Source organism: Pseudomonas sp. MWU12-3103b (assembly GCF_023100615.1).
In the GTDB taxonomy this organism is placed as follows: Bacteria; Pseudomonadota; Gammaproteobacteria; order Pseudomonadales; family Pseudomonadaceae; genus Aquipseudomonas; species Aquipseudomonas putida_A.
Window position 1 is genome coordinate 386,809 of record NZ_JALMEY010000003.1, and the last position, 15,091, is coordinate 401,899.

Annotated in this window: 14 protein-coding genes; 5 read left to right on the forward strand and 9 right to left on the reverse strand. The window is 61.4% G+C overall.

Annotated elements, in window-relative coordinates; all coding sequences use genetic code 11:
* Positions 1-187: 187 nt before the first annotated feature.
* The gene (locus M0808_RS07885; protein ID WP_003226705.1) at positions 188-1,123 is read left to right on the forward strand and encodes a chemotaxis protein CheV; all 936 of its coding nucleotides are present in this window, start codon (positions 188-190) and stop codon (positions 1,121-1,123) included.
* Positions 1,124-1,323: 200 nt separating this feature from the next.
* Entirely contained in the window at positions 1,324-2,130 is an 807-nt protein-coding gene (locus tag M0808_RS07890) for an MOSC domain-containing protein (RefSeq protein WP_097088280.1), read from the forward strand.
* Positions 2,131-2,201: 71 nt separating this feature from the next.
* On the opposite strand, the gene M0808_RS07895 is transcribed toward M0808_RS07890, so the two are convergent.
* The 8 genes from M0808_RS07895 to M0808_RS07930 all read right to left on the reverse strand — a co-directional run bounded on the left by M0808_RS07895 (position 2,202) and on the right by M0808_RS07930 (position 11,568).
* Positions 2,202-2,486, reverse strand: coding sequence for a pyrimidine/purine nucleoside phosphorylase (locus M0808_RS07895; RefSeq protein WP_003226701.1), 285 nt, complete (start codon positions 2,484-2,486; stop codon positions 2,202-2,204).
* Positions 2,487-2,600: 114 nt separating this feature from the next.
* The gene (locus M0808_RS07900; RefSeq protein ID WP_027613412.1) at positions 2,601-3,143 is read right to left on the reverse strand and encodes an exonuclease domain-containing protein; all 543 of its coding nucleotides are present in this window, start codon (positions 3,141-3,143) and stop codon (positions 2,601-2,603) included.
* A 70-nt stretch (positions 3,144-3,213) separates the two neighbouring features.
* Positions 3,214-5,175, reverse strand: a complete 1,962-nt coding sequence (locus tag M0808_RS07905; RefSeq protein ID WP_247840587.1) for an acetyl/propionyl/methylcrotonyl-CoA carboxylase subunit alpha — start codon at positions 5,173-5,175, stop codon at positions 3,214-3,216.
* 118 nt (positions 5,176-5,293) lie between these two features.
* A complete protein-coding gene (locus M0808_RS07910; protein WP_247840589.1) occupies positions 5,294-6,091 on the reverse strand; it encodes an enoyl-CoA hydratase-related protein in 798 nt (265 codons plus the stop codon).
* Positions 6,088-7,245 carry a citronellyl-CoA dehydrogenase gene (atuD, locus tag M0808_RS07915; RefSeq protein WP_027613409.1) on the reverse strand — a complete coding sequence of 386 codons (1,158 nt, stop codon included), beginning with the start codon at positions 7,243-7,245 and terminating at the stop codon, positions 6,088-6,090. The genes M0808_RS07910 and atuD overlap by 4 nt, the downstream gene beginning before the upstream one ends.
* A 30-nt stretch (positions 7,246-7,275) precedes the next feature.
* A complete protein-coding gene (gene atuC, locus M0808_RS07920) occupies positions 7,276-8,892 on the reverse strand; it encodes a geranyl-CoA carboxylase subunit beta (protein WP_247840591.1) in 1,617 nt (538 codons plus the stop codon).
* 3 nt (positions 8,893-8,895) lie between these two features.
* On the reverse strand, positions 8,896-9,765 hold the full coding sequence (locus M0808_RS07925; protein WP_247840593.1) for an SDR family oxidoreductase: 870 nt from the start codon (positions 9,763-9,765) through the stop codon (positions 8,896-8,898).
* A gap of 12 nt (positions 9,766-9,777) precedes the next feature.
* On the reverse strand, positions 9,778-11,568 hold the full coding sequence (locus M0808_RS07930; protein WP_247840595.1) for an acyclic terpene utilization AtuA family protein: 1,791 nt from the start codon (positions 11,566-11,568) through the stop codon (positions 9,778-9,780).
* 183 nt (positions 11,569-11,751) lie between these two features.
* Between M0808_RS07930 and M0808_RS07935 the strand changes: the two genes are divergently transcribed.
* From M0808_RS07935 to M0808_RS07945, 3 genes are all read left to right on the forward strand, one after another.
* Positions 11,752-12,375 carry a TetR/AcrR family transcriptional regulator gene (locus M0808_RS07935; RefSeq protein ID WP_247840597.1) on the forward strand — a complete coding sequence of 208 codons (624 nt, stop codon included), beginning with the start codon at positions 11,752-11,754 and terminating at the stop codon, positions 12,373-12,375.
* A 92-nt stretch (positions 12,376-12,467) separates the two neighbouring features.
* Entirely contained in the window at positions 12,468-13,265 is a 798-nt protein-coding gene (locus tag M0808_RS07940; protein WP_098964866.1) for a transporter substrate-binding domain-containing protein, read from the forward strand.
* 79 nt (positions 13,266-13,344) lie between these two features.
* Positions 13,345-14,358: a GNAT family N-acetyltransferase gene (locus tag M0808_RS07945; protein ID WP_027613403.1), complete on the forward strand. Its 1,014-nt coding sequence runs from the start codon at positions 13,345-13,347 to the stop codon at positions 14,356-14,358.
* A 134-nt stretch (positions 14,359-14,492) separates the two neighbouring features.
* Here M0808_RS07945 and M0808_RS07950 read toward each other — a convergent pair whose 3' ends face one another.
* Positions 14,493-15,047, reverse strand: a complete 555-nt coding sequence (locus M0808_RS07950) for an RNA polymerase factor sigma-70 (protein WP_027613402.1) — start codon at positions 15,045-15,047, stop codon at positions 14,493-14,495.
* Positions 15,048-15,091 lie beyond the last annotated feature (44 nt).

Consider the following 15,091-nt stretch of genomic DNA (forward strand, 5'->3'; position numbering starts at 1 on the left):
ACTGTGGTCGCGCCAGAAGAGAATGCAGCAGATGAAAACACCGGGTCAGTAAACCATGATGTTAATGTGACATCAATGCCCGTGTGTGGCATTTTGATGGTGAATTTTGTGGGGATCAAGAATCGCCATAAACAGCCGATAACCCCACTTAGTAGTGAATTCATCAGAACAAGCCCAGGAGTCATTGATGGCCGGCATTCTCGACACGGTAGACCAACGCACGCAACTGGTGGGTGAGAATCGCCTGGAAATTCTCATGTTTCGACTGGCCGGACGCCAATTGTTCGCGATCAACGTGTTCAAGGTTCAGGAAGTTCTGCAACTGCCAAAGCTGACCTTGATGCCACAGCGTCACCCGTTTGTCTGCGGCGTGGTCAACCTGCGCGGCCAGACGCTGCCGGTGATCGATCTGTCTCAGGCGATCGGCATGCGCCCGCTGGTGCCGGGCCCGAACAGCACCATCATCGTCACCGAGTACAACCGTTCGGTGCAGGCTTTCCTCGTCGGTGGCGTGGATCGCATCGTCAACATGAACTGGGAAGCCATTCTGCCGCCGCCGACCAGTGCTGGCCGCCAGCACTACCTGACTGCAATCAGCAAGGTTGACGATCAACTGGTGGAAATCATCGACGTCGAGAAAGTCCTCGCCGAAATCGTCCCGTACAACGCCAAGGTCTCGCGCGACAAGCTTGACGATCCGGTGCTGGAGCGTGCCCGTGGTCGCGAAGTGCTTCTGGTGGACGACTCCAACGTGGCGCTTTCGCAACTGCGCGACACCCTTGGCCAGCTCGGGGTGAAAATGCACATCGCCAGTGACGGTCTGAAGGCGCTGAACATGCTCAAGGCCTGGGCCGATACCGGCGTGAACATGACCGACAAGCTGTTGATGGTGTTCACCGACGCGGAGATGCCGGAAATGGACGGCTATCGCCTGACCACCGAGATTCGCAACGATCCGCGTCTGCGCGGTCTGTACGTGGTGTTGCACACTTCGCTGTCCGGCAGCTTCAACGACTCGATGGTGAAGAAGGTCGGTTGCGACAACTTCCTCTCCAAATTCCAGCCGGACAAACTGGTCGATGTGGTGCGTCAGCGTCTGATGCTCGATGAAGTGCCAGCCTGACGGAACCCTGTAGCGAGGGGATTTATCCCCGATGGACTGCGCAGCGGTCCCGCTTCTTGATTCAGGTGGGGCCGCTTCGCGCCCCATCGGGGATAAATCCCCTCGCCACAAAGTTATCTTTTCAGGGGGGCGCGCATCTGTCTTTGATTCACAGATAAAGCTCGTATAGGGTGGCTTTTTTGCCCACCAGGGAGCTGGCCATGCTGCGTCTGAGCGCGCTTTATCGTTATCCGTTGAAATCCGGCAAACCCGAGATTCTGCAATCGATTGGCCTGGACAAACTGGGCCTTGCGGGGGACCGACGCTGGATGCTCGTGGATGAAGCCAGCGGCCGCTTTCTGACCCAGCGGGCCGAGGCGAAAATGAGCCAGTTGTCGGCGCTGTGGAATGCGCAGGGCGGTCTGACCCTGAGTGCCCCCGGGCTTGCCGCGCTGGACGTGCCATTGCCCGAGGCCGATTCCGACTTGCGCGGTGTGACCATCTGGCGTGACACCCTGCGCGTGCCGGATGCCGGTGATGCAGCGGCCCGCTGGGTCAGCGAGTTCATCGGCAAACCGACCCGTCTGGTGCAGGTGCCGCTTGATCGCGCGCGCATGACGCAGGCCGGTTATGGCCGCGAGGACGATCAGGTCGCGTTCGCCGACGGTTTCCCGCTGTTGCTGATTGGCGAAGCGTCACTTGAGGATCTGGTGCAAAAGGTCGGACGACCGCTGGAGATGCTGCGCTTTCGGCCGAATCTGGTGATCGAAGGCAGCGCGGCGTTCGCCGAGGACGGCTGGAAGCGCATTCGTATCGGTGACGTCGAGTTCCGCGTGGTGAAGCCTTGCTCGCGCTGCATTCTGACCACCATCGATCCGCAAACCGGCGAACGCAGTGCTGATCGCGAACCGCTGGCAACCCTGCAGAAATACCGTGCGCAGGCCGATGGTGCGATGTTCGGGCAAAATTTGGTCAACGACAGCAATGGTCAGCTGGAAGTCGGAATGCCGGTGGAAATCCTCGAGTAACCGAGGCCAGAAATGAAAATGCCCGTGTCCATGGACACGGGCATTTTTTTGCACCGGGAAAAACCGTGGGCTTAGCCGCGGTATTCGCACAGGTAAGCGGTATCAACGGCGACTTTCAGTTGGAACTTGCTGTTGGCCGGAACGTTGAACTGGCTGCCGGCGGCGAAGGTTTCCCAGTCGCTGCTGTCCGGCAGTTTGACGGTCAGCGCACCAGAGACCACGTGCATGATCTCGCGCTGAGCGGTGCCGAATTCGTATTCGCCCGGGGCCATGACGCCGATGGTCGCCGGACCTTCAGCGGTGCCAAAAGCGATCGACTTGACGGTGCCGTCGAAGTACTCGTTGACTTTGAACATGGGCGATTCCTCTCGAAAAGGGCAAAAAAGGGTTAAAAAGGGCTGGCCAGTATGCACAAGGCTCCCGGCGCCGTCACCTGCCCGGGGCGTGTCCGGCGAGTTCTCGCCCTGACTTCAGAGTGGCAAGACCAACGGCAGCAACCGCGCGGTATTGCGCGCATCTTCCAGGGCTCGGTGCTGTTGACCGCTGAACTGCATGCCGGCCAGTTGCAGCGCACCGTTCAAGCCCAGCGGTCGTTCCAGGCGCCGGGCCTTGGCGAAGCGCTGCTTGAGGTTCATGTGTGGCACCCGGCTCAGCAGGCTGTCGAGTTGCAGGCGCTGCCATTCCTGGAGCAACTGCTTGCGGTCGTAATCGCCCCAACTGGCCCAGCCTTCGAGGCGCGTCTGGTGTTGCCCAAGCCAGCGTTCGAAGGCCGGCCAGACCTCGTTCAACGGCTGCGCGGCGTCGATGTTGGCCTGGGTGATGTGCGTGAGCTCACGGCAGAACGGCGTCAGCAACGGCCGCCGGGTCGGTTTGACGAACCGCTGAAAGTGATCCTGCTCGCGACCGGCACGGTCGACCAGCGTCGCGCCGATTTCGATGATTTCCATTTCCGTAACCGGCCAGCCACCTTCATCTGTGGTGGCTTCCAGATCAATGACCAGCCAATGGGGCATCGCAGGTTTCCTGATTTACGCGTCCTGATAGATCAGAGCGTAGTCAAACCTTGCGTTTGCGCCTGGCGACTCACTCGACCTGCAACAGAACCTGACGATTTTTTACCTGATCGCCGACCTTGACCTGCACCCGCTTGAGCACGCCGTCGATGCCGGCCTTGAGCGGATGCTCCATTTTCATTGCCTCCAGCACCACCAGCAACTGACCCTTGCTGACCGGGCTGCCTTCGCTGACCAGCACGTCGACGATGGCACCGTCCATCGGCGCTTTCAGTGTGCCGGAGCTGACGCTGCTCTGACTGCTGATCAGCGCATGAGTTCGATCCTCCAGGCGCAGGTTGCCGGGGTGGGTGAACAGCCAGAGTTCTTCGCCATCGATCCGGTAGGCGTGACGCTGGCGCAGGCCGTCGACTTCCAGTGTCACCGCGCGCTCGTCGCAATTGATGACGGTCAGTACCAGTGCGCGCTGCATCACGTTCACGGTGAAGCGGCCAGCGCTGCCAGCGTGCAGTTGCAAGGTCCAGTCCTGCTGTTCAAGCCCGAGGCGGTAATTGAGCGGCGCGCCGACATTGTTGCGCCAACCCTTGAGCGGCGCACGATGCACCTGCGCGCCAGCCTGATAAAACAGCACGGCGGCGATGGCCAGCTCCTCGGCAGTGGGGGCGTAAGTGTGCAGGCATGGGTGGTCAGTGAAATGCTGAGCAATGAACGCGGTGCTGAACTCGCCGCTGATGAACTGCGGATGCTGCAGCAGGCTGACCAGCAAACGCTGGTTGCTCTGAACGCCGAGCAGCACGCTGTCCTGCACCGCGCGCAGCAGCTTGCGCCGTGCCTCCTCGCGAGTGGCGCCGTGGGCGATCAGTTTGCCGAGCATCGGATCATAAAACGGGCTGATCGACTGACCTTCGCGCAAGCCATGATCGATCCGCGCCCCCGGACTCAACGCCGGTTCCCAGGCCTGTACACGACCGGTCTGCGGCAGGAAATTCTGCGTCGGATCTTCGGCATACAACCGTACTTCCATGGCGTGGCCGTTCAGCGTGACCTGATCCTGAGTCAGCGGCAGCGGCTGGCCTTCGGCGACGGCCAATTGCCAAGCGACCAGATCCTGCCCGGTGATCAGTTCGGTCACCGGATGCTCGACCTGCAAACGCGTGTTCATTTCCAGAAAGTAGAACTGTCCATTGGAGTCGAGCAGAAACTCGACGGTGCCGGCACCGACGTAATTCACCGCACGACCAGCCTTGAGCGCCGCTTCGCCCATGGCCTGGCGCAACTCGTGGGTCATCACCGGGCAGGGTGCTTCCTCGATGACTTTCTGGTGGCGACGCTGCACCGAGCAATCGCGCTCGGCGAGGTAGATCAGGTTGCCGTGATGATCGCCGAACAGTTGCACCTCGACGTGCCGAGGTTCGATCAGCGCCTGTTCGAGGATCAGTTCATCACTGCCGAAACCGTTCAGCGCTTCGGAGCGGGCGGTGCGCAATTGCGCCGGCAACTCGTCGCTGCTGTGCACCAGGCGCATGCCGCGTCCACCGCCGCCAGCACTGGCCTTGATCATCAGCGGGTAGCCGATGCGCTCGGCTTCACGCAGCAGAGTGGCGTCGTCCTGCGCGGCGCCTTGATAGCCGGCGATGCAAGGAACACCGGCGTCGAGCATGGCGATTTTCGACAGGCGCTTGCTGCCCATCAGCTCGATGGCCTCGGCGCTGGGGCCGATGAAGGTCAGACCGGCCTCTGCGCAGGCGCGGGCGAACCCGGCATTTTCCGAGAGAAAGCCGTAGCCGGGATGAATCGCGTCGGCACCGCTGCGGCGCGCGGCGTCGAGGATCGCCGGGATGTTCAGATAGGACTGTTGCACCGGTGCGGCGCCGATGTTCACCGCTTGATCGGCCATCTGCACGTGCGGGGCATCGGCGTCGGCATCGCTGAATACGGCGACGGTGCGATAGCCGAGGGCCTGGGCGGTGCGCTGGATGCGGCAGGCGATTTCACCGCGGTTGGCGATCAGGATTTTGTGGAGGGCGGGCATGTTGATCTTCCTGAGTATTTGGCGGTGGGTTGGCTGGCCTCTTCGCGAGCAAGCCCGCTCCCACAAGGAATTTGCATCGTTCACAAAAACTGTGGGAGCGAGCTTGCTCGCGAAGCTTTTAAGGGGCCCACCCAGGTTTACGCTTTTGCACGAAAGCCATCGTGCCCTCGATCCCTTCGGCCCCGGTCACCGCTTCGCTGAACCACCGCGCCGCTTCATCCAGCAATTCACTCGAAGGCTGCCCGGCACTGGCCAGCAGCAGTTTTTTCGTCGCCGCATTCGCTTCGGGCGCGCAGCACAAAACATGGTCGAGCACTTCGTCGAGGCGTTCTGCCAGTGCCTGCGGATCCTGCTCGACGAAATGCACCAGCCCCAACCGCCGCGCCTGATGACCGTCGAAACGTGCGGCGGTCAGTGCCAGGCGGCGGGTTTCGGTCAGGCCGATGCGCTGCACCACGAACGGCGCAATCTGTGCCGGCAGCAGACCGAGGCTGGTTTCCGGCAGGCCGAACTGCGCCTGATGATCGGCCATGGCGATATCGCTGACACATGCCAGCCCGAAACCACCACCGAGCACTGCGCCCTGTAAAACGGTGATCAGCACTTGTGGTGCGTCCTGAGCCTCTTGCAGCAGGGCTCCAAAGGCGCGGTTCAACTCGCGGTAAGCGTCGGTGCCTTGGGCACGGGCATTGGCCATGTCCTTGATGTCGCCCCCCGCACAGAAATGCCCACCGGCACCGCTGAGGACCAGAGCGCGAACCCCGCGGTCATCGCGCACCGCCGCCAATACCGCGCGCAGTTCGGCGACCATTTGCAGGCTCATCGCATTGCGGCTGTCCGGGCGATTGAGGGTGATGTGCAGCACGCCGCCGTGCAGTTCCAGCAACAGAGTCTGGCAATCGGGCAGGGGGCTCATTTCTTTTTCCCCGGCAGGATGCCCATCAGTTTGCAGATGATCCCCAGCATGATTTCGTCGGCGCCGCCGCCGATCGAAACCAGTCGCACGTCGCGATAGGCGCGGGCTACCGGGTTGTCCCACATGAAGCCCATGCCGCCCCAATATTGCAGGCAGCTGTCGCTGACTTCACGGCCGAGACGGCCGGCCTTGAGCTTGGCCATCGATGCCAGACGTGTGACGTCCTGACCTTTCACATATTGTTCGGTGGCCTGATAGACCAGCGCCCGCAAGCATTCGATTTCGGTCTGCAATTCGGCGAGGCGGAAATGGATCACCTGATTGTCGATCAGCGCATTACCGAAGGTCTTGCGTTCCTTGCAGTACTCGATGGTGCTGTCGACGCAATATTCCAGACCCTTGATCATGTTCGCCGCGCCGAACAGGCGTTCTTCCTGGAACTGCAGCATCTGCATCATGAACCCGGCGCCTTCGTGGCCGATGCGGTTGCGCTGCGGCACACGTACGTTGTCGAAAAACACCTGAGCGGTTTCCGAGCTGCGCATGCCGAGCTTGTCCAGGTGCGAGCTGAGGCTGATGCCCGGGGTGTTCATCGGCACCATGATCAGCGACTTGTTGATGTGAGGCTTGTCGTCCGAGGTATTGGCCAGCAGGCAGATGAAGTCGGCGCTCGGCGAGTTGGTGATCCACATCTTGCTGCCGTTGATCACGTAGTCGTCACCGTCCTTGCGCGCGCTGGTCTTGAGTCCGGCGACGTCGGAGCCGGCACCGACTTCCGAGACGCCGATGCAACCGACCTGCTCACCGGTGATCGCGGGGCGGAGGAATTCGTCGCGCAATTCATCGGAGCCAAAGCGGGCCAGCGCCGGGGTGCACATGTCGGTCTGCACGCCGATCGACATCGGAATACCGCCGCAATGAATGGTGCCGAACTCTTCGGCGGCGACAATCGAATAGCTGTAGTCGAGGCCCATGCCGCCGAATTTTTCCGGCTTGGAAATCCCCAGCAGTCCGAGGTCGCCGGCCTTGCGGAAAATCTCGTGGATTGGAAAGCGTCCGGCCTTTTCCCATTCATCGACGTGCGGGTTGATCTCGTGCTCGACGAACTGGCGGACGGTGCGGCGCAGTGCTTCGTGTTCCGGGGTGAAGATCATTTTTATTGTTCTCCTTGGGATCCGTGGCAGTCAGAAGCGGCTGACGCCGAAGCTGTTGGGTTGCAGCGTGCGGATGTCGGCTTCGTGGCAGATATCCAGCAGGTAACCGAGCAGGGTGCGCGTATCGCGCGGATCGATCAGGCCGTCATCCCACAGGTTGGCGCTGCCGTAGAGCGCGGTGGACTGGCTGTCGAGTTTCTGCGCGGTGACCTGTTCGAGCATGTCGAGCATTTTCGGATCCGGCACCAGGCCTTCCTTGAGCTGTTTGGCCTCGGTGACGATGCGCAACACCTTGCCGGCCTGCGCGCCGCCCATCACCGCGGTGCGGCTGTTGGGCCAGGCGAAGATGAAACGTGGATCGAGACCGCGTCCGCACATCGCATAGTTACCGGCACCGTAGGAGCCACCGACCACAATCGTCAGTTTAGGCACTCGCGCATTGGCCACCGCTTGAATCAGTTTAGAGCCGTGTTTGATCACGCCTTGCTGCTCGGACTCGGTGCCAACCATGAAGCCGGTGGTGTTATGGAAAAACAGCAGTGGCGTCTGGCTCTGGTCGCACAGCTGAATGAACTGCGCGGCCTTGCTCGCCCCGGCCGGCGTGATCGGGCCGTTGTTGCCGATCAAGCCGCAGGCGCGGCCCTGGATTTTCAACTGGCCGCAGATGGTTTGCTGATCGAACTCGCCCTTGAATTCCAGAAATTCCGATTCATCGGCAATCCGCGCAATGATTTCGCGCACGTCGTAGGGCTTCTTCGGGTCGTCGGGAATCAGCCCGAGCAACTCGTCGATCGGGTACAGCGGCGCCTTGTATTGCGGCTCGGGCAGCCACGGCAGTTGCTCGTTCCACGGCAGCATGCGCAAGATCTCGCGGACCAGGCGCACGCCATCGGCATCGTTCTCGGCCAGATACTCGGCGGTGCCGGCGACCTGCGCGTGCATCTCGGCGCCGCCCAGCTCTTCATCGGTGGCGACCTCGCCAGTCGCGGCCTTGAGCAGTGGCGGTCCGGCGAGAAACAGCTTGGCCTTGCCGCGCACCACCACCACGTAATCCGACAGCCCCGGTTGATAGGCGCCACCGGCCGTCGCAGAGCCGTGCACCACGGTAATTTGCGGCAAACCCATGGCCGACATCCGCGCCTGATTGGCAAAACTGCGTGCGCCTTCGACGAATATCTCCGCCGCATAATTGAGGTTGGCGCCGCCGCTTTCGGCCAGAGTGATCACCGGCAGTTTGTTTTCCAGGGCGATCTGTTGCAGCCGCAGGGATTTTTTCAGGCCGGTGGGGGAGATCGTGCCGCCCTTGATCGCGCTGTTGTTGGCCACCACCATCGCCCGTATGCCGGACACGTAACCGATGCCGGCGATCAGGCCGCCACCGGCAGCGCTGCCGTCCTTGTCGTCGTGCAGCTTGTAGCCGGCCAGACTCGCCAGTTCGAGGAACGGCGCACCGGGGTCGAGCAGCAGGTTCAGGCGTTCGCGGGGCAGCAGTTGCCCGCGCTTGTCGAATTTGCCCTTGGCTTCGGCAGCCTTGTTCAGCAGGTTCTGTTCCAGTTGCTGGACTTGCTCGATGGCCGTGAGCATCGCTGCGCAGTTGCGCGCGAAAGCTTCACTGTGCGGATCGAGTTGGGACTGGATCTGCGGCATGGCTTACTCCTTGTCCTTGAGCACGTCGGGCAGGTACGCCCGATGGAAACCGTTGAACGACTCGCTGTGGCTTGCCTTGTGCAACGGCCATGCGCGGCTGCCGAGACTGGCCGCACCATCGATTTTCAAGGTGCTGCCGCTGATGAACGCCGCCGCCGGGCTGAGCAGAAAAACGATCGCCGCACTGACCTCCGATTCGGTACCGATGCGCTTGAGCGGCACATGTTCGCGCAGGGTCGGGATCACCGCTTTGAACGCGCCTTCATAAGTGTCCATGCCGCTGGATGCGATCCAGCCCGGCGCCACCGCGTTGACTCGTACCCCGGCGTACCCCCACTCGAACGCGGCGGTTTTGGTGAAGTTGTCCATCCCCGAACGTGCCGCGCCCGAGTGGCCCATGCCGGGCATGCCGCCCCACATGTCGGCAAGCATGTTGACGATGCTGCCGCCGTGCTTGCTCATCGACTGGTTGAACACTTCCCGGGCCATCAGGAAGCCGCCGACCAGGTTGGTGCGCAATACGGTTTCGAAGCCTTTCTGATTGATCGAGGCCAGTGGCGAGGGGTACTGGCCGCCGGCATTGTTGACCAGACCGTGGATCGGCCCGTGTTCGGCGATCAACTCGGCGACCAGTTGTTTCACCGCTTCCTCGTCACGGATATCGCAGGCCTGCCAATGGGCGCGGCCGCCGTCTTCGCTGATTTCGGCGGCGACCTTTTGCAGCTTCTCCGGTTTGCGCCCGACCAGCAGCACAGTGGCGCCGAGCGCCGCCAGTTCATGCGCGGTGCAACGGCCGATGCCACTGCCGCCACCGGTGACGATGATGGTCTGGCCGCTGAACAGATCGGCTTTGAAAATCGATGCGTAAGCCATGAAGCCCAACCTCTAGTCGAGTTGTTCGGCGATGCTCTGCGGCACCGGGATCTGGATTTCCAGCAGTTGCTGAGCGAAGGCCTTGCCCTGGGGATCGATGCGCAGACTCGCCACGCCACCGCCACCGAGGGCGTTTTCCAGCAGGAAGTTCAGGCTGTGGGTGCCGGGCAGGTACCAGCGTTCTACCCGGCCGTGAATCGGGTCGAGCACATGGCGCATCCAGTCGACGATCACCGCTGGCGTCAGCGCTTCGGCGATCCATGGCAGGTATTCCGGTCGACGCGGCAGGACACCGATGTTGCTGTGGTTGCCCTTGTCACCGGAGCGCGCCACCGCCAGTTTCACCAACGGCACACTGGCGTCGGCGCGGCCTTGGGGTTTGGGTGGCTGGTCGGGGGTGGGCAGATCGTGGCTGTCGAGCGGCATTTGCGCGGGGAGGGCGCAGGGATGCTGTTCACCGGTCATGTCGATGTGCAGGGTGCAGGCGGTTTTATCGATCAGGAACGAGAACAGACGGATCAGCGGATACACCGTCGGCCGTCCGCCGACGATGCCGGTCAGTCCCGGTGCCATGCCGGTGGCAGCCTGGGCGATTTCCCGGGAGAACAGGATCAGCGCCGGTTTCAGTGGATGGCGCACGGCGAGTTTGATCACCACCTCGCGGCTGTCACGACGCTGGCCGTGCGGGCCGTATGTGGCTTCGCTGCCGAGCAGTTCGATGTCGACTTCGCTGTAGGGTGGCCAGCCGCGCTGACTGAACATTTCCGAGGTCTTGGCGATGATTGCCTGACTGACGCGGCGCGCCTTGTCCACCGCATCGATGCCGACGATCAGGCAACTGGCGGTGCAGCGGAAACCGTCCGGGTAAGTTGCGCTGACCTTGTATTTATCGCTGGGCGGCAGGCCTTTGGCTCCGTGGACGTGCACGGTGTTTTTGCCCTGTTGCTGCAGTTTCACTTGAGTGAAATCGCAGACTACATCCGGCAACAGATAGGCCTGCGGATCACCGATTTCATAGAGCATCTGCTCGCCAACCGTCAGCGGCGTCACCAACCCGCCGGAGCCTTCGGGTTTGCTCACGATGAACTGGCCGTCGGCACTGACTTCAACGATGGGAAAACCGATGTGTTCGTAGTCCGGCACGTCGCGCCAGTCGGTGAAGTTGCCACCGGTGCATTGCGCGCCGCATTCGATGATGTGCCCGGCCAGCGCGGCCTGGGCCAGTTTGTCGTAGTCGTGCCACGCCCAGTCGAACTCATGCACCAGCGCCGCGCTGACCACCGCGCTGTCGACCACGCGTCCGGTGATAACGATGTCGGCGCCCAGGCGCAGAGCCTCAACGATGCCCGGTGCGCCGAGGTAGGCGTTGGTCGATACGCACATCGGCGGCAGCGGCGTGCCGTTGAACATTTCGTGGATGCCTTGGGCGGCAAGTTGCTTGAATTGCGGTTGCAGGTCATCGCCGAGCAGCACGGCGATTTTCAGACTGACCCCGGCCTTGTCACAGGCAGCCTGCAGGGCGGCGGCACAGGCTTTCGGATTGATCCCGCCGGCGTTGCTGATCACGCGAATTTTCTGTTCAGCAAGTTGCGGCAGCAGCGGCGCGAGCACCTCAACGAAGTCCCCGGCGAACCCTGCCTGCGGGTCCTTCATGCGCGCGCCGGCCATGATCGACAGGGTGATTTCGGCCAGGTAATCGAACACCAGGTAATCCAGCTGCCCGCCGGCCACAAGTTGTGCGGCGGCGGTACTGGTGTCACCCCAGAATGCGCTGGCGCATCCGATCCGAACGGTGGTGGGCATTTTTATCTCCGACTCAGGAACCTGCGACAGAAGTGTCTGGAGGCTACCAAGCAAGCGCTTGGTTTGTAAACCACTGAAATATCTTCTGCCCAAGCGCTTGCTTGGTTGCGGCTCGCGGCTTAAATTGCGCGCAACCCTGCGTGTTCAGGGGGCAACAGACTGATCGACTGTAGGAGAGAACGGGTGGACGAGCAAAAAGCCCTGAGGGTCATGCGCGAACTGGTCGACCAGGGCCAGTTGACCGACCCTGACAGCGCCCGCGGCAAACTGCTGCAAGTGGCGGCTCACCTGTTCCGCAACAAGGGTTATGAACGCACCACCGTGCGTGACCTGGCCGGGGCGGTGGGGATCCAGTCCGGGAGCATTTTTCATCACTTCAAGAGCAAGGATGAAATCCTCCGGGCGGTGATGGAAGAAACCATCCGCTACAACACCGCGTTGATGCGCGCCGCGTTGGCTGAAGCCAGTAACGTGCGCGAGCGGGTGCTGGCGCTGATTCGCTGCGAGTTGCAGTCGATCATGGGCGGCAGCGGCGAAGCCATGGCGGTGCTGGTCTATGAATGGCGTTCGCTGTCCGAAGAAGGTCAGGCCCGGGTGCTGGCCCTGCGCGATGTCTACGAAGACATCTGGCTGCAGATGCTGGGCGAAGCCAAGGACGCCGGGTTTATCCGTGGCGATGTATTCATTACCCGACGTTTTCTCACTGGCGCGCTGTCCTGGACCACCACCTGGTTTCGTGCCGGCGGCAGCCTGAGCCTCGATCAGTTGGCCGATGAAGCGCTGATTCTGGTGCTCGAAGAGCGTTAACCCACGTTCCAACAGGTCAGGAAACTGGCTAACTGGGCGAAACCGCCTAGCTTGAATGCATTGATCGGTATTTTTTCGGGGAGTGGGGTGTTTTGAAGTCTTCGCCAATTCGGACGGCCACGGGGCTGGTACTCGTCGCGCTGACGGCATTTTCAGGGCTGCCTGCGCAGGCGGCGCAACTGGTTCGAGTGGGCGCCGCGCACTTTCCGCCTTACACCATCCGCCCGGAAAACGGTGCCGACACCGGTCTGCTGCCGGAATTGGTCGAAGCGCTGAATGCGTTGCAGAAGGAGTATCAGTTTGTCCTGGTACCGACCTCGATTCCCCGGCGTTTCGGCGACCTGAAGGAAGGGCGCACCGACATGGCGATTTTCGAAAACCCGGAGTGGGGCTGGAAGGACATTCCACACACCACGGTCGATATGGGTCTGGAAGATGCCGAGATTTTCGTCGCGCAACGCGAAGAGGGGCGGCAGCAGGATTACTTCTCGGACCTCAAGGGCAAGCGGCTGGCGCTGTACAGCGGTTATCACTACGAGTTCGCCAATTTCAACGCCGACCCCAAATTTCTCGCGGATACGTTCAAGGCCACGTTGACCTATTCCCATGACAGCAACCTGTTGATGGTGCTGCGCGGGCGCGCCGACATTGCTTTGGTCACGCGCTCTTACCTGTTCGACTACCTGAAACGCAACGAAAAGGTGGCCGACAAGTTGCTGGTGTCGCAGCGCATCGATCAGGTTTATCACCATTACTCCATTCTGCGCCCGGCCGCGCCGATCACCGGCGAGGCATTTGGCAAATTGTTGCAGGAGCTGCGGGACAACGGGCAGATGCTGAAGATTTTCGAGCCATACAAGATCGCTCTGGTACCGGTACCGCAACACTGATTTAACCCCGCCGGCTAAATTTTCCCGTGCGGCTCACGTCCCATCGTTGAACTGTCGACGATTATCGTGAGCCCGACCCATGTCCAATCTGAATGACCTGACTGCCCTGGCCTTGCCTTCGGGCAGTGAACTGGTAGCCGATGCTACTGAAAGCCGTCTGAGCCTGAGCCTGGACGGGCAACCGCTGGTTCGCTTGCGTCTGAATCGTGACGGCACCGGCCCGATTCAGCTCGATGAGCGTTTTGCCCTGCCGCCCGGCCTGGCGTTGTGGGCTGCCTGTTACTGGTTGTTCGCCCGTGAGCCGGAGCGTCAGCAATTGCTCTGGCAACTGGATCAGCCGCCCACCGAAGCCTTGCTCAGCGGCTTGCTGGTCAGCACCGAAGTGGCCGGCGAATACCGTTGCGAGCGCACCCTTTTCTGGCAATTGCCGCAGCCATGGCTCGGTACATCGCTGAGCGGCAGCTACCCACAACAAATGGTGATCAGCCAGGGCAAGCGCCATCCGCTGCGTCCGGTCAAGCCGCGCGGCGAAGTCTATCGACGTTTCGATGCACGCCTCGGGGCGTGGATTTCCCTGCGCACGGTGGAGATCGAGCAGGATCTGGCGCGGTTCAATCGCTGGCAGAACAGTCCGCGTGTCGCCAGTTTCTGGCAGGAGGAGGGCAGTCTTGAGCAGCATCGCGAATACCTGAGCAAGCTCGACGCCGATCCGCACACGCTGACGTTGATCGGCTGTTTCGACGATCAGCCGTTTGCCTATTTCGAGGCCTACTGGGCCAAGGAAGACCGTATCGCGCCGTTCTATGATGTCGACAATTACGACCGTGGCATCCACATGCTGGTGGGGGAAGAGAATCACCGTGGCCCGCACAAGGTCGCGAGCTGGTTGTCGGCGCTGGTGCACTATCTGTTTCTGGATGATCCGCGTACCCAGCGCGTGGTCGCCGAACCGCGTGCCGACAACGCGAAGATGATCGGCCACATGCAGAATCAGTGCTTCCACTGCGAGAAGGAATTCGACTTTCCGCACAAGCGCGCGGCGTTGATGATTCTGGGGCGTGAGCGGTTTTTTGATCGGTGCAAGCTGGCCTGAGGTGACAAGGCCTGGGATCTATTGCGGTCTCAAGTCTGCCTTCGCGAGCAAGCCCGCTCCCACATCGACCTGTGTACGCCGGTCAAATGTGGGAGCGGGCTTGCTCGCGAATGGCTTGACGCCGAATTCAGGGCTTAGCGACGCCCCATCGAAGCCGCATCCCCACGACTGCCCGACACCTTGCGGCAGTGCACCAGCGCATCGCGAATCATGAAATTGACCAGGGTTGGCGAGACGCCGAGTTCCTTGGCGATGTCCTTTTGCGGCACGCCGTGCAGACGGTACATCTCGAAGGCGTAGCGGGTGCGGCTGGGCAGTTCGGTCAGCGCGTCGGCGATGTGTTCCAGCGTCGAGAAGTTGATATGCGAGGTTTCCGGCGAAGCGCCCTGAATGACCACGTTCAACCCTTCCTCTTCCGGGCCTGAGTACTTCTGTTCCAGCGCCTGTTTGCGGTAGTGATCGATGGCCAGATTGCGCACGATCTGGAACAGGTAACTCAATTGAGCCTTGATTGACGACGTGATCGGCGGGGCCGACTGCAAGCGGAAGAACGCATCCTGCACCACATCTTCGGCGCGTGAACGGCAGCCGGTAATGCGCGCTGCAATCTTCACCAGAATCAGTCGATTGTCGACGAAGGCCTGAAGTAGCGGTGAATCGCACCTGCTTGTGGATACTTGTTCCGTCATGGAAATCACCTTGCTGCCAATAGGTTAGTGGGACGCCTGGGGGA

Bases quoted from the DNA above. Each gene is read 5' to 3' on its own strand.
- atuD (WP_027613409.1), bottom strand. From the start codon at position 7,245: ATGATCTTCACCCCGGAACACGAAGCACTGCGCCGCACCGTCCGCCAG.
- M0808_RS07885 (WP_003226705.1), top strand. From the start codon at position 188: ATGGCCGGCATTCTCGACACGGTAGACCAACGCACGCAACTGGTGGGT.
- M0808_RS07890 (WP_097088280.1), top strand. From the start codon at position 1,324: ATGCTGCGTCTGAGCGCGCTTTATCGTTATCCGTTGAAATCCGGCAAA.
- M0808_RS07945 (WP_027613403.1), top strand. From the start codon at position 13,345: ATGTCCAATCTGAATGACCTGACTGCCCTGGCCTTGCCTTCGGGCAGT.
- M0808_RS07930 (WP_247840595.1), bottom strand. From the start codon at position 11,568: ATGCCCACCACCGTTCGGATCGGATGCGCCAGCGCATTCTGGGGTGAC.
- M0808_RS07910 (WP_247840589.1), bottom strand. From the start codon at position 6,091: ATGAGCCCCCTGCCCGATTGCCAGACTCTGTTGCTGGAACTGCACGGC.
- M0808_RS07905 (WP_247840587.1), bottom strand. From the start codon at position 5,175: ATGCCCGCCCTCCACAAAATCCTGATCGCCAACCGCGGTGAAATCGCC.
- atuC (WP_247840591.1), bottom strand. From the start codon at position 8,892: ATGCCGCAGATCCAGTCCCAACTCGATCCGCACAGTGAAGCTTTCGCG.
- M0808_RS07895 (WP_003226701.1), bottom strand. From the start codon at position 2,486: ATGTTCAAAGTCAACGAGTACTTCGACGGCACCGTCAAGTCGATCGCT.
- M0808_RS07900 (WP_027613412.1), bottom strand. From the start codon at position 3,143: ATGCCCCATTGGCTGGTCATTGATCTGGAAGCCACCACAGATGAAGGT.
- M0808_RS07950 (WP_027613402.1), bottom strand. From the start codon at position 15,047: ATGACGGAACAAGTATCCACAAGCAGGTGCGATTCACCGCTACTTCAG.
- M0808_RS07925 (WP_247840593.1), bottom strand. From the start codon at position 9,765: ATGGCTTACGCATCGATTTTCAAAGCCGATCTGTTCAGCGGCCAGACC.